This window comes from Agrobacterium sp. GD03872, assembly GCF_029840625.1.
Taxonomy (GTDB): Bacteria; Pseudomonadota; Alphaproteobacteria; order Rhizobiales; family Rhizobiaceae; genus Agrobacterium; species Agrobacterium fabrum_A.
In genome coordinates this window covers 1-20,661 of sequence record NZ_JAOCCY010000022.1, presented here as the reverse complement: position 1 = coordinate 20,661, position 20,661 = coordinate 1, and the positions used below count along the sequence as shown (strand labels likewise).

Below are 20,661 nucleotides of genomic sequence, written 5' to 3'. Positions count from 1 at the left end.
GACGTAAGCGGGTATCTGCCCGCAATACAGGGTATATACCCGTAAAATATCGGCCACGGCCGCTGGAAAGGGAATTTGAACATGCTCTCCATACGCCTCGCCAGCTGGATGGCCGGCAGAAATCTGCATTATGGCTGGGTCGTCGCCGCAACCACCTTTTTGACCATGCTGGCCACTGCCGGTGCGATGGGATCTGCGGGGGTGATGATCCAGCCGCTGCATCAGGAATTCGGCTGGGATATCGCCGATATTTCCTCCGCAATGGCCGTCAGGCTGGTGCTTTTTGGCCTGCTCGGGCCCTTTGCCGCCGCCTTCATGAATCATTTCGGTATCCGGCAGGTGGTGTCCACGGCGCTCGCCCTGATCATGGGCGGCATTGTCGCTTCCTTCTTCATGACCGAGGTATGGCAATTGCTGCTGCTCTGGGGCGTGGTAATCGGCGTCGGCACCGGCATGACCGCGCTGGTATTGGGCGCCACCGTGGCGACACGCTGGTTTTCCAAGCGCCGTGGGCTGGTGATCGGCCTGATGACAGCGAGCAACGCCACCGGCCAGCTGGTTTTCCTGCCGCTGCTGGCGGCGCTGACGGAAGCCTATGGCTGGCGAACCGCCTTGACCCTTTCCGTTGCGGTAATCGCCACCGCCATGGTCCTCGTCCTGCTTTTGATGCGTGACCATCCTGCCGATGTCGGCCTGCCGGCCTATGGCGAGACGGCGGTGGCAAAGCCGGTCAAGCAGGATCACAATCTTCTCGCCACACTGGTATCGCCGCTGGTGACCCTGAAGAGCGTCTCGGGCAACCCGGTGTTCTGGGTGCTTTTCGGCACCTTCTTTGTCTGCGGGCTTTCGACCAACGGCCTCATCCAGACACACTGGATTTCGATCTGCGGCGATTTCGGCATGGCAGCGGTGACGGCGGCGGGCACGCTGGCGGTGATCGGCATTTTCGATTTCTTCGGCACGATCTTCGCCGGCTGGCTTTCTGACCGGTTCGACAATCGCTTCCTGCTGTTCTGGTTCTACGGTCTGCGCGGGCTTTCCCTGCTTTATCTCTCATTCTCGGGGTTCAGCTTCGTGGAGCTTTCGGTCTTCGCCGTCTTTTACGGGCTGGACTGGGTGGCGACCGTGCCGCCGACGGTGAAGCTCGCTGCCGAGAATTTCGGGCGCGAAAAGGCCGGTCTCGTTTTCGGCTGGGTGTTTGCCGGCCATCAGCTGGGAGCCGCCACCGCCGCCTTTGGCGCCGGTTTCTTCAAGAGCGACTTCGATACCTATATGCCAGCGCTGCAGATTGCCGGTCTGATGTGCATGATCGCGGCCGTCTCGGTTCTGCTTCTGCGCAAGCCGGGTTCCGCAACCCTGACGCCCCAGGCCGCGTGATAGAGGTGATGCACTGGAAGGAGGCCTGCAAATGCAGGCCCTTTTCGTATTTTTCCGGCATTTGCCAGGCTCGTTGCGCATCCGCTTCTCGATCGTTGGACGGCATTTGTTGCGTAATTGTCACAATGCTTGCCGGTTGATCGTTCCGATCCATGATCGGCGTCCCGGTTTGATCCATCTCAATCGGCCCGCCTCTCCCTTCGTCATAGTGGCCCCAAGCGGTTGCGGCCGGCGAAGATTCGCGAAAGCCCGCCGTCATCAGCCGGTTCCCGGGGACTTGCCCGGCTGCGGTGCGCTATAGGAGAGATGGAATGACGAACAGAAACAAAAAAACCGCCTTGCTTGCCAGTGTCGCAGTTGGTGTTGCGGCCATGCTGGTATCCGCCAATGCGATGGCCGCCGATCTGGCCCAGGCAGCGCCGGCCCCCACCGCCGAAGAGGCGATTGCAGCGGCAAGCCCGTGGATGCTGCGCGTGCGCGGCCTCGGCGTCATCACCCATGACAGCGGCAGGGTCGACGGTGTGCCGGGGGCGGGCCTGTCCTATTCGGACACCGTGATCCCGGAGCTCGACATCAGCTATTTCTTCACCGAAAACTTCGCCGCGGAGCTTATCCTCGGCACCACCTATGCCAAGATCAACGGCGAGGGTGTGCTGGCCGGCACGCCGGTCGGCAAGACGTGGTTGCTGCCGCCGACACTGACGCTGCAATATCACTTTACCGACTTCGGCGCTTTCAAGCCCTATATCGGCGCGGGCGTGAACTATTCGCTGTTCTATAACCAGACGGAAAAGCCCGGTTTCAGCAATCTCGACGTCAAGAACAAGGTCGGTGCAGCCGTGCAGGTCGGTTTCGACTATATGCTGGACGAGCATTGGGGCGTGAACTTCGACGTGAAGAAAATCTTCCTCGAGACCGACTGGACGGCGGAACTCGGCGGCACACCGATCAGCGGCAAGGCCAAGCTCGATCCATGGCTGATCGGCGCGGGTATCACCTATCGCTTCTGATCAAGGGATCGGCTGAGCGCCGCCTTTGACGGGCGGCGCTTTCTGGGCTATAGGGACGGCCACGGGCATAAGAGCCCCGGCCGTCCGCAGGCGTTTGCGCCCCTGGTGAAGCTCTTTCTTCAATAACGGTCATCCCATGTTTTGCATGTCGTCGATGGCAACGCGGACCCCCTTCGGAATAGTCGGCATGCGCATGTTGGAGAACCGTTATGAACGTGTCCAAACCGCTCCCCGCACTTGAGGGGCTGAAAGAACAGGCAAAGCGCCTGCGCGCCGCCCTTGATGATCAGGGGCAGGCAATCACCCATTCGAAAGCGCTGGAACTCATCGCCGCGCAATATGGCTTCCGCGACTGGAATACCCTGCACGCCACAGCCGGCAACCGCCCCGCCTTCAACCCCTATCTTCTGGGGTCGCGTGTGGAAGGATTTTACCTCGGCCAGCCCTTCGTGGCTTCGGTACTGGGCGTGCAGGCGCTCGGCGGCGATCCCGAACGTTACCGGCTGACCCTGCATCTCGACGATCTCGTGGATGTGGTGAGTTTCGAAAGCTTTTCCGCCTTCCGCCAGCGCGTCCACTGCAATGTCGACACATCCGGCCGCACCGTGGAGAAAACCTCCAACGGTCGGCCGCAGGTGGAGCTCGTCTGGTAGGGAGCCGCTGGGGATTCTAGCTATAGTGCGAGCACCCGCCGAGTGGCGGGTGTCCCATTTTTTGTCGGCAGGTTTAGATTCTCTTCCCCGCCGCATCGAACAGGTGGAAGTCTTTCGCCTGTGCGGCGATCTTCAGCGTTTCACCGATGCGAAGCTGCGAGCGGCCGTGGACGCGGAAGACGATTGTTGTGCCGTCGGCGAAGGAGCCGTGCACGTAGCTTTCCGCACCCACCAGTTCCACGGCGTCCACCTGCACGGTGCCGGTGAAGGCGGCGTCTGCGGGGGCTTCATCGGCAAGGGTAATGTCTTCGGGGCGAATGCCGAGCGTGGCGACGCCCTGCGGTAGTGCCGAGGTTCCCTGCACCGACCAGCCGGAAGAGCCGTTTGCCGATGTCGCGCCATCGCTCAGCAGGTTCATGGAGGGCGAGCCGATGAAGGTGGCGACGAAGGTGGTTGCCGGCTTTTCGTAAAGCTCGATCGGCGTGCCCATCTGCTCGATGCGGCCGGCATTCAGCACCACCAGCCGGTCGGCCAGCGTCATGGCCTCCATCTGGTCATGGGTGACATAAACGCTTGTCGTGGCGAGCGAGCGTTGCAGACGGCGGATTTCCACCCGCATCTGCACGCGCAGCTTGGCGTCGAGATTGGAGAGCGGCTCATCGAACAGGAAGGCGGCCGGCTTGCGCACGATGGCGCGGCCCATGGCCACGCGCTGGCGCTGGCCGCCGGAAAGCTGGCGCGGCTTGCGCTCCAGGAACTGCTCGATCTCCAGCGCCTTGGCCGCCTCGGTGATGCGCCGTTCGATCTCCTCCTTCGGCGTGTTACGGTTCTTCAGGCCATAGGCAAGGTTCTGGCGCACCGTCATATGCGGATAAAGCGCATAATTCTGGAACACCATGGCGATGTCGCGGTCGGAGGGTTCCAGATCGTTGACGACACGGTCGCCGATGACGATCTGGCCGCCCGAAATGCCCTCCAGCCCGGCGATCATGCGCAGCAGGGTGGATTTTCCGCAGCCGGAGGGGCCGACGAGCACGATCATTTCGCCGTCGGCGATATCCATCGACACGCCCTTGATGGCCTCGACATTGCCGCCATAAACCTTGCGGACGTCTTTCAGCGCAATTTTTGCCATTACTTCTCGGTCTCCACCAAACCTTTGACGAACCAGCGCTGCATCAGCACCACAACGATGACAGGAGGGATGATGGCGAGGATCGCCGTCACCATCACATAATTCCAGGGCGTCGAAGCGTCGGTGAAATCCACCATGCGCTTGAGGCCGATGATGATCGTGTTCATCTTGGCGTCGTTGGTCACGAGCAGCGGCCAGAGATACTGGGTCCAGCCATAGATGAACAGGATCACGAATAGGGCGGCGATATTGGTTCTCGACAGCGGCAGCAGAATATCGCGCATGAAGCGGAACGGACCTGCATTGTCGATACGCGCCGCCTCGACCAGTTCACCGGGAATGGTCAGGAAGAACTGCCGGAACAGGAACGTCGCCGTCGCAGATGCCATCAGCGGCAGCGTCAGTCCCGCATAGGTGTCGATCAACCCAAGATCGACGATGACCTTGTAAGTGGGCAGGATGCGCACTTCCACCGGCAGCATGAGGGTGATGAAGATCATCCAGAAAAAGCCCATGCGGAAGGGGAAGCGGAAAAAGACGATGGCGAAGGCCGACAGGAACGAAATGACGATCTTGCCGATGGCGATGGCGAGTGCCACGACGAAGCTGTTGAACAGCAGCCGCTCGAGGCTGACGCCGACCACTCTTTCGACGCCGCCGACCATGGCCTCGGTGTAATTGGCACTGAGATGGTCGCCGGGCAAAAGCGACATGGGCGGGCGGATGATATCCGTCGACGTCATGGAAGAAGCGACGAAGGTGTAATAGATCGGGAAGGCCACGATGATGATGCCGAGAACCAGCATCAGATGGGCGATCACGCGGGCGACCGGGCGATTTTCAATCATTGTGAAATCCTCAGCCGTAATGCACGCGCTTCTCGACGAAGCGGAACTGGAAGGCGGTGAGCGCGATGACGATCACCATCAGGATGACCGATTGCGCGGCGGAAGAGCCGAGGTTCAGGTTTACGAAGCCATCATTATAGACCTTGTAGACCAGCGTTTCCGTCGCCTTGGCGGGGCCGCCGCCGGTGACGGCATGGATGATGCCGAATGTATCGAAGAAAGCGTAGACCGTGTTGACGACCAGAAGGAAGAAGGTTGTCGGCGCCAGCAGCGGGAAAACGATGGTCCAGAAGCGCCGCGAACCGCGCGCGCCGTCGATGGAGGCCGCTTCCAGCAATGATTTAGGAATTGCCTGCAAGCCTGCGACAAAAAACAGGAAATTATAGCTGATCTGCTTCCACGCAGCGGCCGCGACGACGAGCAACATGGCCTGATCGCCGTTGAGCAGCGGGTCCCACATGATGCCGTTGCGGCGCAGGATGTAGGAGAAGGTGCCCATGGCCGGGTTGAACATGAAGAGCCACAACATGCCGGCCACCGCAGGGGCGACGGCATAGGGCATGATCATCATGGTGCGGTAAAAACCCTTGCCGCGCACCACGCGGTCCGCCGCCGTCGCCAGAAGCAGCGCCAGCCCCATGGAGACGAGTGCGGTCAGCACGCTGAAGATGACGGTGACCTGCAGCGAGTTCAGATAGCTCTCATCCGACAGCACGGCCGAAAAATTCGCCAGTCCGACGAAGTTGCTGCTCAGCCCGAAGGCGTCCTCGCGCATGGTCGACTGGTAGAGCGCCTGGCTGGCGGGCCAGAAGAAAAAGACCACCGTCAGAATGATCTGCGGTGCGACCAGCAGATAAGGCAGGATCTTGTTGGGGAATACGACGCTTTGCACGGCGATCTCCTGATGACGTGGGAATGCCGCCCGCATCGGATAAGGATGCGGGCGGGGCAGGGGATCGTTTAGTTGCCGGCGGCCTGCTTGATGGCTGCGTCACCACGCTCCACGATCTTGTCGAGGGCGGCTTTCGCGTCCTGCTTGCCGGCCAGCATCGCCTCGAACTCTTCGTTCATGATGTCGCGCACCTGCGGCAGGTTCACGAGGCGCACGCCCTTGGAGTTTTCTGTCGGCGGCTTGCCCATCATCTGCAGCAGCGGCGTCTCACGGGCGGGGTTCTTGTCGTAGAAGCCGGATTTCTTGGTTTCCTCATAGGCCGCGATCGTCACCGGCATATAGCCGGAAACCTGATGCAGGCGTGCCTGGATCTTGGTCTGGGAGAGGAAGTGGAAGAATTCGGCGACACCTTTATATTCGGCTTCGCTCTTGCCGCCGAAGACCCAGAGGCTCGCGCCACCGGGAATGGTGTTCTGCGGACCATGGCCCTCATAATAGGGAAGCTGGCCGATGCCGTAATTCATGCCGGTCTTGACGATATCGCCAAGGCCGCCGGAGGATTCGGTCAGGATGCCGCATTCGCCGGACATGAACAGCTGCTTGGCTTCGGAGGTGCGGCCGCCATAACGGAATGTGCCGTCCTTGGCGAGATCGGCAATCGCCTGGAAGTGTTCGACGAAGAGCGGCGCATTGACCGCAAGCTTCACATCGGTGCCGCCGAGGCCGTTTTCATTGCTGCCATAGGAGACGTTGTTCCAGGCGGCGAAGTTTTCGGTCTGGATCCAGGTGAGCCAGGTGGAGGTGAAACCGCACTGCGCGGCACCGCTGGTCTTGATCTTCTTGGCGGCTTCGAAAACTTCCGGCCAGGTCTTCGGCGGGTTGGCTGCATCAAGGCCAGCCTTCTGGAAGACATCCTTGTTGTAATAGAGGATCGGCGAGGATGAATTGTAAGGGAAGGACAGCATGGTGCCGTCAGGCTTGGAATAATAGGCCACGATGCCGGCCAGATATTCATCCTTGTTGAAGGTATAGCCGCCTTCCTTCAGCACGTCCGCCACCGGCTTGATCGCGCCGGCAGCGCCCATCATCACGCCCGAACCGGCATCGAAGACCTGAATGATCGCCGGCGGCTGCTTGGCGCGGAATGCGGCAATGCCGGCATTCAGCGTTTCCGGATAAGTGCCCTTGAAGACGGGCGTGATCTTGTAGTCTTTCTGGCTGTCGTTGAATTCTTTCGCCAGCGTATCCACGACCTCGTTATTGGCGCCGGTCATGGCGTGCCACCACTGGATCTCGGTTACAGCATATGCGTTCGATGTGACAAAAAACGAAAGCGCGGAAGCCGCCGCGAGGCGGTAGCTGAGTTTTTTCAAGGTGATTCCTCCCATTGTGAAAACAGTAAAAGATACAGCCCCTTATTGCAGCCTATCCTCCTCGATCCGGTTGCGGGCGACCTTTTCTGTATTTGCATTGCCGATTAAAAGCGAACTCTAACGAAAATGCAAGAGAACGTGGAACGATTAAAACGAAAGTGAAGGAAACGGATTTATTATTCCATTTTCTTCGTTCCGTGGTTTTTTCATGCGCCTGAGAGTTGCGAGCATGTGGCCATGACCTTTTCTCATCCGGCATAAGGGAATTGCGCTCGCCGGAAATTCCTTAATCACCATTGAAATGTTATTACATTACGTATTATGGTGGCGTGAATTTTATGGATAGCGAAGGTGCTGGCGTGTTTGGAATGAAGCGGAAGAAAGCGGTGGAGCGCAGGAACGACGCAGCCGTCGCGCTACCCGCCAGCACGGTGCCGGTCACTCTGCTGACCGGTTTTCTGGGAGCGGGCAAAACGACGTTGCTGAACGCGCTTCTGACTGAGCCGGCCATGCGCGATGCCGCGGTCATCGTTAATGAATTCGGCTCGGTGCCCATCGATCACGGTCTGGTTCGGACGGGTTCTGAGCGATATTTCAGAACGACGACGGGCTGCATCTGCTGCACCGCCACCAGCGATATCCGCACCTCGCTTTACGAGCTGCATCAGGCATTTCTGGAAGGGATGATGCCGGAAGTATCGCGGGTCGTTATCGAAACCACCGGCCTTGCCGATCCCGCGCCGATCATCAACAGCCTGATCGCCGGCGGCACGCCGGCTCTTGGCCTACGCGATCACATCGTGGCCCGGCATTTCCATCTTTCAGGTGTGGTCACGGCTTTCGACGTTGTCTCCGGCCCGGCGATGCTCGACAGCTTTATTGAAGGCTGGAAACAGCTTGCCTTCGCCGATCATATCGTTCTGACGAAAACCGATCTTGCCGATGCTGCGGCCGTGGACCGCGAAAGCCTCGCGGATCTCAATCCTGCGGCCTCATTTCATGACCGCAATGCGGTCGATTTCGATCTGATGTCGTTATTTGCAGCCTCGGATTATTCGCTGCGCGGCAAGCCGGAGGATGCGCCGGGGTGGCTTGCGGCCGACAGGCTGAGCCTTCATGCCGCCCATGACCACGATATCAATCGCCATGGCGTCGGGGTCGAGGCTTTCGATCTCACCTTTGACGGCGCTTTCGATCCGCAGGCGATTGTCACGTTTCTGGAACTCGTCACCAGCAATGTGCATTCCGGCCTGCTGCGGCTCAAGGGAATTTTCGGCGCGACTGACGATCCGGAGCGGCCGGTTGTCGCCCATGCGGTGCAGCACCGGCTTTATCCATTGACCCGCCTGGAGCGCTGGCCGGATGGAAATCGTTCCACGCGCATCGTGCTGATCGGCATGGATATGCCGCAACAGCCGATCCGCGCTCTCTTCGACACATTGGCCTCGCAGGCGGGGCGAAGGGGCAGGGCATGAACAATCCGCTTGGGCGCAGCGGCTCCGCAATCGTCTCGCAGGCCCGTCTTCTGAAGCAGTGGTCACGCGATCTGCTGCATCTCCGCCCCGAAGACATTGTCACCGTCAGCGAGCTTTCCTGCGCCCTGCCGGATTGCCCGCCGCGCGAAACGGTGATCGTCGTCCTGTCGGCTTCCGGCGCAAGCCGGCAATTATCCATCCACAAGGCGCTGCTGGAGGTGGTTCACGACGATATCGTGCGCGCCATCGCCGCGAATTCGGCTTGAGAACCCGTTTCCAGGCTCAAGATGCGCTTGACCACCGCTGCCCTCATCGGCGACTTCAGGGGCAGACGGCGGGATCCGCGGACGATGAAGGGCGGGCATGATCTCGTTCTGGCGCTGGTGACGCTGGATTTTCTATAATTTTTCAGTTGCCTATTTTCCCGCGAGGGCGCCTCCCGTTTCTTCTCCCCGGCGGGGAGAAGGCGAAAGGCGCATCCGCTCGGCCAAAATGCGGGCAGTGAGGACAATCAAGCCGCTTGCCTGTCCCAACTGGCGAAAGGATCGGGCAGGTGCCGCCATGCATCCGGCGTGAATGCCTCGGTATCAATCAGGCAGGCATCGAGCTGCGCGCGGATGCGCGCCTCGTTCATCGGATCGGAGCCGATGAAGACGATTTCCTGTCGCCGGTCGCCGAAGACCGGATCGAGATAGGGCTGCATCATGTCGAGGAACTGCTTTTCACGCGGCCATTGCTCCTTCGGCACGGCGGACCACCACAGGCCCATCTTGCCGGTGCGGACCAGGGCGCCGGCCTGACTGATCTCGCCGACATAACGCGGACGCGTCGCCAGCCAGAAAAAGCCCTTGGCGCGCACCACGCCGGGCCAGGCGCGGTCGATGAAGCGCTGGAACAGCACGGGGTCGAACGGCTTTTGGGCGCGATAGACGAAGGAACGGATGCCATATTCCTCGGTCTCGGGAATGTGATCCTTGAAGCCGTGCAATTCCTTGAACCACAGGGGATGTTCCTCGGCCCTGGCGAAATCGAAACGGCCGGTGCCGAGAACCTCCTTCAGCGCCACCTTGCCGAAATCGGCCTCGATGAGTTTCGCATCCGGGTTCAGCCCAACGATGATCTTGCGGGCGGCGTCCCGTTCCTCCGGCGTCGCGGTGCCGATCTTGTTGAGGACGACGACATCGGCGAATTCGATCTGCTCCACCAGCAGGTCGACGATGGTGCGATTGTCGCCGTCACCAGCCGTTTCGCCCCGGTCGGCCAGAAAATCGGACGAACCGTAATCGTTGAGAAGATTGGCGGCATCCACCACTGTCACCATGGTGTCGAGACGCGCGACATCGGAAAGGCTGCGGCCGTTCTCATCGCGAAAATCGAAGGTTGCGGCGACCGGAAGCGGCTCGGCAATGCCGGTGGATTCGATCAGCAGGTAATCGAAACGGCCCTGTTCGGCCAGCGCCCGCACCTCCGTCAAGAGGTCGTCGCGCAGCGTGCAACAGATGCAGCCATTGGTCATTTCCACCAATTGCTCTTCCGTGCGGGAGAGATTGGCGCCGCCATCGCGCACCAGTGCGGCGTCGATATTGATCTCGCTCATGTCGTTGACGATCAACGCCACGCGCAGACCGTCGCGATTGGCGAGAATATGGTTGAGAAGCGTCGTCTTGCCGGCGCCGAGAAAGCCGGAAAGCACGGTGACGGGAAGTTTTTTCGACATATGGACCTCGTCGTGTAAGCAGGCTGCGCGCGGGGCCACGGGGTGGCCGCCGCAGACGAAAACATAACGGCGCGGTTCGCCGTCATGCTTCCAGAATGGTAATGTAATAACATTACATGCGCATACCATGTCAACAGGCAATAGAAGAACTGGCATACCCGTCGGAGTAGGATAGGTGACCGCGCGGATGGCTAAAATGCGTCCCTTGATCGCAAGCGTCTCTCGCACTCGACGTCATCCTCGGGCTTGACCCGAGGATACAAAACCCAGCGTGACCATGGACCCTCGGGTCAAGCCCGAGGGTGACGGCGTGGTGAGGCGGAGTCCATCTTTCCAATGGTTAATGTTATTTCATTACGTATTCATTTGACGAATGTAATAACATTACATATTAGGGGTCATCGAATGACATCCTGCCCCGGAGGGATCGATGAGCGATCCGTGCCTTGCCTTCAAAGATCTGACGCTTGGATATGCCGGCCGCGCGGCGGTGCATCATCTGAATGGTGATATTGCCAAAGGCGCGCTCACTGCGGTGGTCGGCGCCAATGGCTCAGGAAAATCGACGCTGATGAAAGGCATTGCCGGCATTTTGAAGCCGCTCGGCGGCGAATGCCGGGTAAGCCCAGATCTGTCCGTCGCTTATCTGCCGCAGCAATCGGAACTCGACCGCTCCTTTCCGGCGCAGGTGCGGGATCTGGTGGCGCTTGGTCTCTGGCCGAAACGCGGCCTGCTCGGTCGCCACCGTCCTGAAGACCGGGCGGCGATGGGCCGCGTGATGGAGGCGGTCGGGTTATCAGGTTTTGAAAAGCGCAATATCGACTCGCTCTCCGGCGGGCAGATGCAGCGCGCCCTGTTTGCCCGCGCGATGTTGCAGGATGCGCAGCTGATCCTGCTCGACGAACCCTTCAATGCCGTCGACGAGCGCACCGTTGCCGACCTTATGGTCCTGATCAAATCATGGGTGGCGGAGGGGCGCACGGTTCTGGCCGTCCTTCATGATTTCCAGCTCGTGCGGCGGCATTTTCCGCAGACCCTGTTCCTTGCCCGAAAGCTTGTCGGGCTGGGGCCTACGGCCGAAGTCCTGAAGGCGGAGAATATCAGGCAGGCGCAGCACTTCCACGAGGCGTGGGAGGAAAATGCACCCTGGTGCGAACCGGCCGAGGCGTCTCCGCTTCAGACCGTCAGGGCAAGTCCGCGGGCGGCGTCCTCTCATTCCCATGCCCACTCCCACGCGAATTCGAATGTCCATGGCTGATATTTTCATCCAACCCTTCGTCCAATATGTCTTCATGCAGCGCGCGCTTGCCGGCGCCTTGATCCTTGCCGTGAGCTGCGGCCCGGTCGGGGTGTTTCTGATGCTGCGCCGCATGAGCCTGACGGGCGACGCCATGTCTCACGCCATCCTGCCGGGAGCGGCGGTCGGTTTCCTGTTTTACGGGCTGGAAATCCTGCCCATGACCATCGGCGGGCTGGCCGTCGGCCTTCTGGTCGCGCTGGGTGCCGGTGCTGTGTCACGCTTCACCATCCAGAAGGAAGACGCCTCGCTTGCCGCCTTTTATCTCATCTCGCTGGCGCTCGGCGTGCTGCTCGTCTCGTGGCGCGGTTCCAGCGTCGATCTGATGCATGTGCTGTTCGGCACGGTGCTGGCGCTGAACAATGAGGCGCTCGGCCTGATCGGCGGCATCTGCATCGTGACGCTTCTGGTGATGATAATCTTCTGGCGGGCGCTTTTGGCGGAATGCCTCGATCCCCTGTTTCTGCGCTCCGTCAGCAACTGGGGCAGCCCGGTGCATTTCCTCTTCCTTGCCATCGTCGTGCTCAATCTGGTCGGCGGCTTTCAGGCGCTGGGAACGCTGCTGTCGGTCGGGCTGATGATGCTGCCCGCCGCCGCCAGCCGCTTCTGGTCCAACCGTGTCGCACCCATGTGCTTCATCTCCATCGGCATCGGCATGGTGTCCTGCTTCGCCGGCCTGCTTCTGTCCTATCACGCGTCGCTGCCTTCAGGCCCGGCGATCATCCTTTCCGCGGGCGTCATCTATGCGCTCTCCATCCTCGTCGGCACGCGCGGCGTGCTCCGCGATCTTCTCGGTTCCGGCCGTCACAGGACGGCCTGAAAACAGCGTTCGAAAAGGAGAACCCTCATGTTCAAAACCCTCCGCTTGGCCACCGGCGTCAGCCTTCTTTCCCTCTCTCCAGTTCTGATGGCGCAGGCGTCCGCCGCCGAACTCAAGGTCGTGGCCAGCTTCTCGATCATCGCCGATTTCGCGAAGAACGTCGGCGGCGACCGCGTCGAAATCACTACGCTGGTCGGGCCGGATGGCGACGCCCATGTCTATGAACCCCGCCCGGCCGATGCCGTCGCCGTCAGCAAGGCGGATGTGGTGCTGGTCAATGGCCTGGAATTCGAAGGATTCCTGAAGCGGCTGATCGACACCAGCGGCACCAAGGCGCCGGTTGTGGAGCTGACCAAGGGTGTCGAGCCGCTCAAGCTTTCCGAAGAGCCGGCCGGCCATGCCCACCCGGAAGCCGAGGAAGAACAAGGTCACGACCACAAGGCGGAAGAAGCCGGCCATAAGCACGAGACCGCCGCGGCGGACGACCACGGCCATGAAGGGCACCACCATGGCGAATTCGACCCCCATGCCTGGCAGTCGATCAAGAACGCGGAAATCTATGTGAAGAACATTGCCGGCGCCTTTTGCGAGGTCGACAAGGCCGGTTGCGCCACTTACACCGCCAATTCGGATGCCTATGTCGCCAAGCTTGCCGCCTTGAGCGAGAAGGTGAAGACCGAAATCGCCTCCATCCCGCCGGAAAAACGCGTCATCATCACCTCGCATGACGCCTTCGGTTATTTCGAGCATGCCTATGGCCTGATCTTCCTCGCGCCGGAGGGCATCTCGACGGAATCCGAAGCCTCAGCCGCCGATGTCGCCAAGCTGGTGGATCAGGTGAAGCACGACAAGGCCTCGGCAATCTTCGTCGAAAACATCACCGACAAGCGGCTGATCGACCAGATCGCCAGCGAAACCGGCCTGAAGGTTGGCGGCACGCTCTATTCCGACGCGCTTTCGACCGCCGACGGCCCGGCTGCGACCTATATCGACATGATCAACCACAATATCGAGACGATCACGGCCGCCGTGCTCGGCCAGTAATTTCGGTTCACCCGTTGTGAGTCAGGGAGAGGGTGGCTTGCGCCGCCCTCTCTGCTTTTGTGTTTATGCAACGGCCCTGGAACTCTCCCTTTGGCGATTTCCATATTGGTGCTACACCCCCTCTTCATGTGCGATGCGCTTCACATCTTCACCGACGGTTCCTTCGACGACGCCTCCAGAACCGGAGGTTGGGCGTTCGTGGTTCATGAAGCAGGCCACCAAGTCCACTCCGCCTCAGGCAGGACGGTCGGCACATCGAACAATACGTTCGAGGTCCTCGCGGTCCTCAATGCAATGTCGTGGATCGCCGTCGAAGCGCCGATGCGGGCAGTCACGCTCTGGACGGATGCCATTCATGTCATCGAAGGCTGCCGCCGATATAGGGCGATCTGGCGCAATAACGGCTGGAAGCGGATCACGCCCAACCAGCGCACCCGCCGCAGACCGATCCCCGACAGGGAAATCTGGCAGCAGCTCGACAGCCTGCTGGAGCGGCATCCCCATGTGGTTGTAGAATGGTGCAAAGGGCATTCCGGCACTGTCGGCAACGAGCATGCCGATGCATTGGCGCGTGGCGTTTCCCGTGCGACGGTGATTTAGCCGGCGGCCGTCAGTCGTCGTGCTTCGGCACGTTAATCTCTTCACTTCAGCCATCTCCCGTTTCGACCTTTTTCCGTATCGAGCGGTTGCCCCGGTACTCTTTCGCGACTCCAACCGAATGGTGTGCACGCACGGCCGCTTGCCGGTTGACAATCGACATCCGGTTTGAAATGGTAAGATGTCAGACCAATTTAGGGGATGCGTCTTGGACAGGTCCAGCCGGGAACTCATGCAACCGATTCCGCCGAGCGACCGCGTGCGCCAGGTCGAGGCAGCACTTTCCGACTATGTGGAGCGGGCAGGGCTGAAGGCGGGAGACCGGTTGCCGGCCGAGCGGGAACTGATGGCGGCGCTGGGCGTCGGCCGGTCCACCATCCGTGAAGTCATCCGCAAGTTTCAGGCGCTCGGCGTTATCGACAGCCGCAAGGGTAGCGGCAATTATCTGCTGAAGCCGATTTCCGCCGCCACCGTGCATATGCCGATCTCCATCGATGCCGAAAGCCTGCGCGATGCGCTGCTGATGACGCTGGAAGTGCGGCGCGGCATCGAGGTGGAAGCCTCCATGGCCGCCGCGCGCCGCCGCACGGCAGACGATATCGCCACGATGGAAGCGCGGCTCGATGAGATGGAGCGGGTGCATCTGGCGGAGGGAACCTCCGGCAAGGCCGACCTAGCCTTCCATCTGTCGATCTATGACGCCACCCATAATTCACTGTTCAAACAGCTTCTGGAGCAGATGCGCGAAGGCTTCGAACGTTTCTGGTCGAGACCCTTCGATCGCCCGGATTTCGCCAGCCGCTCTTTTCCCTTTCACCGCACGCTGTTTAACGCCATCGCCGCCGGCGACGCGGAAACCGCCCGTGAAGAAACACTGAAAATCCTCGCCGTCGTCGAGGAGGATATCAAGGACATGTCGAAATGAACCATGGCAACGATCTCTTCGATCCCGCCTCATTTATTGTTGCGCATGACGAGGCCCACGCCTTCGAGGCCGTGGTGCCGCCCATCGTGCAGACCTCGCTTTTCACCTTTTCCAGCTATGACGAAATGGTCTCCACCTATCGCGGCGAAAAGGTGCGGCCGGTCTATACGCGCGGGCTGAACCCCACCGTGCGGCTGTTTGAGGAGATGCTGGCGAAGCTCGAAGGGGCCGAAGATGCGCTCGGTTTTGCAAGCGGCATGTCGGCCATTTCCTCCACCGTGCTGTCCTTCGTGTCGCCGGGCGACCGGATCGTCGCCGTGCGCCATGTCTATCCCGATGCGTTCCGCCTGTTCGGCACCTTCATGCAGCGCATGAATATCGAGGTGACCTATGTCGACGGCCGCGATGAGGCGGCGGTTGAAAAGGCGATGCCGGGCGCAAAGCTGTTTTACATGGAAAGCCCGACGAGCTGGGTGATGGAAGCCCATGATGTCGGCGCGCTGGCGGCCATCGGCAAACGTCATGGCGCCGTCACCGTCATCGACAATTCCTGGGCGAGCCCGGTCTTCCAGCAGCCGATCTTGCTCGGTGTCGATTTCGTCGTGCATTCGGCCTCGAAATATCTCGGCGGCCACAGCGATGTGGTCTCCGGTGTGGTGGCCGGTTCAAAGGCGATGATCGACCGCATCCGGGCGGAAACCTATCCCTATCTCGGTGGCAAGATGTCACCCTTCGATGCCTGGCTGCTCATTCGCGGGCTTCGCACCCTGCCGTTGCGCATGAAGGCGCATCAGGCCTCGGCGCTTGAGATCGCAACCCGCCTGCAGGCGCTGGATGTGGTGGAGAAGGTCTGCCATCCGGGGCTGGCGAACCGCCTGCCGCCCGGCCTTCACGGCACGTCGGGCCTGTTTTCCTTCATCTTTAGGGAAGGGGTGGATGTGCGCGCTTTTGCCGACCGCCTCAAGCTTTTCAAACTGGGTGTTTCCTGGGGCGGGCATGAAAGCCTGATCGTCCCCGGCGAAGTGGTGCTCGAACAGAAGGCGCAGCCAAACTCCGCCCACACCTTCGGCATCAGCGCGCGTTCGGTGCGCCTGCATGTCGGGCTGGAGGGCACGGAAGCCCTCTGGAACGATCTCGAACCCGCGATCAAGGCGGCCACCGCCGCCTGACGTGTTTTTAAACTGACGACAAAAAAGGGGAGAACGACATGAAAAAACTGGTAACAGCAGCAATCTTCACCGCCCTGATGACCGGAACGGCGCTGGCGGACACGACCTTGAAACTGGTCGAGGTCATCACAAGTCCCGAGCGGACGGAAACGCTGAAAGGCATCGTCTCGAAATTCGAGGCCGCCAATCCCGGCACCAAAGTGGAGATCATCTCCCTGCCGTGGAGCGAAGCCTTCCAAAAATTCGCCACCATGGTCTCGGCCGGCGATGTGCCTGACGTGATGGAAATGCCCGACACATGGCTGTCGCTTTATGCCAATAACGGCATGCTGGAGAGCCTTGAGCCCTATCTTGCCAAGTGGGAGCATACCGCGGGCTTGAGCGAGCGCACGCTGGAACTCGGCCGCGATGTCAAGGACACGGCCTATATGCTGCCCTATGGTTTTTACCTGCGCGCCATGTTCTACAACAAGAAGCTGCTGGCCGAAGCCGGCGTGAAGGAGCCGCCAAAGACCCTCGAGGAATTTGCCGATGCTTCCAAGAAGGTCGCAGCCCTTCCCGGCAAATCTGGCTATTGCCTGCGCGGCGGCCCGGGCGGCCTCAACGGCTGGGTCATGTTCGGCGCCTCCATGGCGGGTTCCAACGAGTTCTTCACCAAGGACGGCACCTCCACCTTCGACAGCCCCGGCTGGGTGAAGGGCCTGACCTATGTGATCGATCTCTACAAGAACGGTTACGCGCCGAAGGACAGCGTCAACTGGGGCTTCAACGAGATCGTCGCCGGCTTTTATTCCGGCACCTGCGCCTTCCTTGATCAGGACCCGGATGCGCTGATCGCCATTGCCCAGCGCATGAAGCCGGAAGATTTCGGCGTCATGACCATGCCCAAGGGGCCTGACGGCAAGACCTTCCCGACGATTGGTTTCGCCGGCTGGTCGATGATGTCGAAATCCGAAAACAAGGACCTTTCCTGGAAGCTGATCGAGACACTTGAAGGGCCGGAAGGCAATATCGAGTGGAACAAGAAGACCGGTGCGCTGCCGGTGCACAAGTCGGCGGAGAAGGACCCCTTCTATGCCAGCGAGCAGTTCAAGGGCTGGTTCGACGAACTGGCCGACAAGAACGCCGTGCCGACGACGATGCCGACCTATCTTGAGGAATTCGCCTTCTTCAAGGATTCGCTGGTCATCAAAACATCGCAGGAAGCGCTTCTCGGCGATATCACGCCGGAAGACCTCGCCAAGCAATGGGCTGATTACATGACCAAGGCGCAGCAGAAGTTCCTGGCCTCGAAGTAACGACATTGACCGGCCGTCCGGGCGCAAATGCCCGTGCGGCGGGTCTTGCCGGCCTTCGCTGCGACAGGCCTTTTCATAGAAATTTTTCGGATCGGTAAGCCGAGAGGCTGGAAAACCCGTCCGTTCCGTCGTCCGATCAGGGAGCGATACAATGTCCTATGCCCATGGCGCCGGGCCAGTGGCTGCGAGCAAACCGGCTGGCAAGCCCGCGATGCGGCGGTTTGCCGATTGGGCCGAACCGTGGCTTTACAGCGCGCCCGTGCTGGTGCTCATCGTCGCCGTCATGCTGGTGCCGCTGGTGCTCGGCCTCTCCTATGCCTTTCGCGATGTGCAGCTGCTCAATCCGTTTTCCGGCGGTTTTGTCGGCCTCAAACATCTGGAGGCGCTGTCGCAGGATGCGGCCTTTTACCGGGCGCTGAAAAATACGCTGTGGTGGACCGGCGCTTCGGTTTTCCTGCAATTCTTCTTCGGCCTCATTCTGGCGCTGCTGCTCGATAAACCCTTTGCGGGCAGGGGGCTGGCGCAGGCGCTGGTGTTCCTGCCATGGGCCGTGCCGACCTTCCTTGCCGGTCTCAACTGGGCATGGCTGTTCAACCCGGTCATCGGGCCGCTGCCGCACTGGATGGTCTCGCTCGGGCTGTTATCCGCGCCCAACAATATCCTCGCCGATCCGCAGCTTGCCATGTGGGGGCCGATCATCGCCAATGTCTGGTGGGGCATTCCCTTCTTCGCCATCACTTTGCTTGCGGCACTTCAGGCCATCCCGCGCGATCTTTACGAGGCGGCGGAAATTGACGGGGCGAACCCGCTGCAGCGCTTCACCTCCATCACCCTGCCGTTTCTGGCGCCCACCATCGCCATCACCATCCTGCTGCGCACCGTCTGGATCGCCAATTTCGCCGATCTCATCATCGTCATGACCAATGGCGGACCGGCCGACCGCACGCAGATCGTCGCCAGCTACATCTTCACCCAGGCCTTTAGGCGTCTGGATTTCGGTTATGCCTCGGCCATCGCGCTGGTGCTTCTGGTACTGCTGCTCGCCTATTCCATGCTGATCGTGCTTTTGCGCCAGCGCCTGATCGAGAAGGACTGACCGATGACATCAAGGATATTTCTCACCCTTGCCCATCGTCTGGCGATCCTTGTCTATATCGCCTTTGCACTGTTCCCGCTGTTCTGGCTGCTCAAGGTGTCCGTGACGCCGAACGATCTACTCTATAGCGAAGGTGTCAGGATGTGGCCATCGCGGGCGACCTGGGATCATTATCGTTTCGTCATAGAAAACAGTGCCTTCCCGACGTTTTTTAAGAACAGCGTCATCGTCGCGGGCTCCACGGCAATTGCCGTAACGATACTTTCTTCGCTCTCGGGTTACGCGCTGTCACGCTTCCGTTTCAAGGGCAAATACTGGATCGTGGCGCTAATGCTGATCACCCAGATGTTTCCGCTGGTCATGCTGGTCGCGCCGATCTTCAAGATGCTCTCGCCCCTCGGCCTCACCAACAGCCTCACGGGCCTCGTCATCGTCTACACCGCCTTCAACGTGCCCTTCGCCACCTTCCTGATGCAGTCGTTCTTCGATGGCATTCCGAAGGATCTGGAAGAGGCGGCGATGATCGACGGGGCGAGCCGGTTTACGGCCTTTCGCCAGATCATCCTGCCGTTGACGCTGCCGGGCATTGCCGCGACGCTTGGTTTCGTCTTCACCGCCGCGTGGAGCGAGCTTCTGTTTGCGCTGATGCTGATTTCCGGCAACCAGAGCGCCACTTTCCCGGTTGGTCTTCTGACCTTCGTTTCGAAATTCTCCGTCGATTTCGGGCAGATGATGGCGGCGGGCGTTCTGGCGCTCATTCCGGCCTGCCTCTTCTTCCTGCTCATTCAACGTTATCTCGTGCAGGGCCTGACGGCCGGCGCGGTGAAAGGATAATCCCATGGCTTCCATCGAGCTGAAGAATGTCGGCAAGACCTATGGCGACCTCGCCGTGCTGCATGGCGTCGATCTTGATATCAGGGATGGCGAGTTCATCGTCCTCGTCGGCCCATCCGGCTGCGGAAAATCGACGCTGCTGCGCATGATCGCCGGGCTTGAAGAGATAACGTCCGGCGACCTGTCCATCGACGGCGAACGCGTCAATGATCGCCGGCCGAAGGATCGCGATATTGCCATGGTGTTCCAGTCCTATGCGCTCTATCCGCATATGAGCGTCGCCGACAATATGAGTTATAGCCTGCGTCTGCGCCGCAGCCCGAAAGAAACCATCGCGGCGGCGGTGGCCGGTGCTTCCGCCAAGCTCGGCCTCGATCCCTATCTCGCCCGCCGCCCGAAGGCGCTCTCCGGCGGCCAGCGCCAGCGCGTCGCCATGGGCCGCGCCATCGTGCGCCAGCCAAAGGCCTTCCTGTTCGATGAGCCGCTGTCCAACCTCGATGCCCGGCTGCGCGAACAGATGCGCGCCGAGATCAAGCGCATGCATGCCGATCTTGGCGCAACCTCGGTTTACGTCACCCATGACCAGATCGAGGCGATGACGCTTGCCTCACGCATCGTCGCGATGAATGCCGGCCATGTGCAGCAGATCGGCGCGCCGCTCGATCTTTACGACCGCCCTGCCAATCTTTTCGTCGCCGGTTTCATCGGTTCGCCCGGCATGAATTTCCTGGAAGGCCGAATCGGACGGGAGAATGGCGGCAGTTTCGTCGTGCTGGGTGACGGCACGCGCCTTGCGCTCGGCCGTGAAGTGGAGCTGGCCGATGGCGAACCGGTCACGCTCGGTATCCGCCCGGAACATGTCACCGTGGCGCCTGATGAAGGCGGTGTGGAAGCGACTGTCGATCTGGTCGAGCCGACCGGCCTCGGCGTCATCCTGCATCTCACCGTGCATGGATTGCCGTTCAAGCTGTTTTCGTCAGACCGGGCATTGTTGCAGCCGGGCAAGTCCCTGCGGGTCGGTTTCCCGCAGGAAAGGCTGCATGTCTTCGACAGGAATGGCGTCAGGATCGGGGAGGCGTGAGGCTTCGGCCTAGATCGCCT

At 60.5% G+C, this 20,661-nt stretch carries 20 protein-coding genes; 15 read left to right on the top strand and 5 right to left on the bottom strand.

The window, feature by feature from the left end:
• Window positions 1-81: 81 nt before the first annotated feature.
• The 3 genes from N5D22_RS24975 (at window position 82) to N5D22_RS24965 (ending at window position 3,040) form a co-directional block, all read left to right on the top strand.
• Window positions 82-1,377 (top strand): MFS transporter, encoded by a 1,296-nt coding sequence (locus N5D22_RS24975; protein WP_279658704.1) that lies wholly within the window; start codon window positions 82-84, stop codon window positions 1,375-1,377.
• Window positions 1,378-1,688: 311 nt separating this feature from the next.
• The gene (locus N5D22_RS24970; RefSeq protein WP_279658703.1) at window positions 1,689-2,387 is read left to right on the top strand and encodes an OmpW family protein; all 699 of its coding nucleotides are present in this window, start codon (window positions 1,689-1,691) and stop codon (window positions 2,385-2,387) included.
• Between the two features lie 209 nt (window positions 2,388-2,596).
• Window positions 2,597-3,040, top strand: a complete 444-nt coding sequence (locus N5D22_RS24965; RefSeq protein WP_279658702.1) for a glyoxalase superfamily protein — start codon at window positions 2,597-2,599, stop codon at window positions 3,038-3,040.
• Window positions 3,041-3,113: 73 nt separating this feature from the next.
• Here the strand turns inward: N5D22_RS24965 and N5D22_RS24960 are convergent, their stop codons facing one another.
• From N5D22_RS24960 to ugpB, 4 genes are all read right to left on the bottom strand, one after another.
• A complete protein-coding gene (locus tag N5D22_RS24960; protein WP_279658701.1) occupies window positions 3,114-4,175 on the bottom strand; it encodes a sn-glycerol-3-phosphate import ATP-binding protein UgpC in 1,062 nt (353 codons plus the stop codon).
• Window positions 4,175-5,023: a sn-glycerol-3-phosphate ABC transporter permease UgpE gene (gene ugpE / locus N5D22_RS24955; RefSeq protein WP_279658700.1), complete on the bottom strand. Its 849-nt coding sequence runs from the start codon at window positions 5,021-5,023 to the stop codon at window positions 4,175-4,177. The genes N5D22_RS24960 and ugpE overlap by 1 nt, the downstream gene beginning before the upstream one ends.
• Before the next feature lie 10 nt (window positions 5,024-5,033).
• Window positions 5,034-5,915 (bottom strand): sn-glycerol-3-phosphate ABC transporter permease UgpA, encoded by an 882-nt coding sequence (gene ugpA / locus N5D22_RS24950; RefSeq protein WP_279658699.1) that lies wholly within the window; start codon window positions 5,913-5,915, stop codon window positions 5,034-5,036.
• Between the two features lie 68 nt (window positions 5,916-5,983).
• Window positions 5,984-7,294: a sn-glycerol-3-phosphate ABC transporter substrate-binding protein UgpB gene (ugpB, locus tag N5D22_RS24945; protein WP_279658741.1), complete on the bottom strand. Its 1,311-nt coding sequence runs from the start codon at window positions 7,292-7,294 to the stop codon at window positions 5,984-5,986.
• A 362-nt stretch (window positions 7,295-7,656) separates the two neighbouring features.
• Between ugpB and N5D22_RS24940 the strand changes: the two genes are divergently transcribed.
• Entirely contained in the window at window positions 7,657-8,763 is a 1,107-nt protein-coding gene (locus tag N5D22_RS24940; protein ID WP_279658698.1) for a GTP-binding protein, read from the top strand.
• Window positions 8,760-9,029: a hypothetical protein gene (locus tag N5D22_RS24935; RefSeq protein WP_279658697.1), complete on the top strand. Its 270-nt coding sequence runs from the start codon at window positions 8,760-8,762 to the stop codon at window positions 9,027-9,029. The genes N5D22_RS24940 and N5D22_RS24935 overlap by 4 nt, the downstream gene beginning before the upstream one ends.
• A 245-nt stretch (window positions 9,030-9,274) precedes the next feature.
• On the opposite strand, the gene zigA is transcribed toward N5D22_RS24935, so the two are convergent.
• Window positions 9,275-10,480 (bottom strand): zinc metallochaperone GTPase ZigA, encoded by a 1,206-nt coding sequence (gene zigA / locus N5D22_RS24930; RefSeq protein ID WP_279658696.1) that lies wholly within the window; start codon window positions 10,478-10,480, stop codon window positions 9,275-9,277.
• A 430-nt stretch (window positions 10,481-10,910) separates the two neighbouring features.
• On the opposite strand from zigA, the gene aztA reads away from it, so the two are divergent.
• From aztA to ugpC, 10 genes are all read left to right on the top strand, one after another.
• A complete protein-coding gene (gene aztA / locus N5D22_RS24925; RefSeq protein ID WP_279658695.1) occupies window positions 10,911-11,738 on the top strand; it encodes a zinc ABC transporter ATP-binding protein AztA in 828 nt (275 codons plus the stop codon).
• On the top strand, window positions 11,731-12,597 hold the full coding sequence (aztB, locus tag N5D22_RS24920; RefSeq protein ID WP_279658694.1) for a zinc ABC transporter permease AztB: 867 nt from the start codon (window positions 11,731-11,733) through the stop codon (window positions 12,595-12,597). Before aztA ends, aztB begins: the two co-directional genes overlap by 8 nt.
• 27 nt (window positions 12,598-12,624) lie before the next feature.
• Complete coding sequence (gene aztC, locus N5D22_RS24915) at window positions 12,625-13,641, top strand: zinc ABC transporter substrate-binding protein AztC (protein ID WP_279658693.1); 1,017 nt, start codon at window positions 12,625-12,627, stop codon at window positions 13,639-13,641.
• Between the two features lie 126 nt (window positions 13,642-13,767).
• A complete protein-coding gene (locus tag N5D22_RS24910; protein ID WP_279658740.1) occupies window positions 13,768-14,241 on the top strand; it encodes a ribonuclease HI in 474 nt (157 codons plus the stop codon).
• A gap of 229 nt (window positions 14,242-14,470) precedes the next feature.
• Window positions 14,471-15,163: a FadR/GntR family transcriptional regulator gene (locus N5D22_RS24905; RefSeq protein ID WP_279658692.1), complete on the top strand. Its 693-nt coding sequence runs from the start codon at window positions 14,471-14,473 to the stop codon at window positions 15,161-15,163.
• On the top strand, window positions 15,160-16,332 hold the full coding sequence (locus N5D22_RS24900; RefSeq protein ID WP_279658691.1) for a PLP-dependent transferase: 1,173 nt from the start codon (window positions 15,160-15,162) through the stop codon (window positions 16,330-16,332). Before N5D22_RS24905 ends, N5D22_RS24900 begins: the two co-directional genes overlap by 4 nt.
• 38 nt (window positions 16,333-16,370) lie before the next feature.
• Window positions 16,371-17,630 carry a sugar ABC transporter substrate-binding protein gene (locus N5D22_RS24895; RefSeq protein WP_127758036.1) on the top strand — a complete coding sequence of 420 codons (1,260 nt, stop codon included), beginning with the start codon at window positions 16,371-16,373 and terminating at the stop codon, window positions 17,628-17,630.
• A 151-nt stretch (window positions 17,631-17,781) separates the two neighbouring features.
• Window positions 17,782-18,726 (top strand): sugar ABC transporter permease, encoded by a 945-nt coding sequence (locus tag N5D22_RS24890; RefSeq protein ID WP_279658690.1) that lies wholly within the window; start codon window positions 17,782-17,784, stop codon window positions 18,724-18,726.
• A gap of 3 nt (window positions 18,727-18,729) precedes the next feature.
• Entirely contained in the window at window positions 18,730-19,560 is an 831-nt protein-coding gene (locus N5D22_RS24885; RefSeq protein WP_279658689.1) for a carbohydrate ABC transporter permease, read from the top strand.
• Between the two features lie 4 nt (window positions 19,561-19,564).
• Window positions 19,565-20,641 (top strand): sn-glycerol-3-phosphate ABC transporter ATP-binding protein UgpC, encoded by a 1,077-nt coding sequence (ugpC, locus tag N5D22_RS24880; protein WP_279658688.1) that lies wholly within the window; start codon window positions 19,565-19,567, stop codon window positions 20,639-20,641.
• Window positions 20,642-20,661 lie beyond the last annotated feature (20 nt).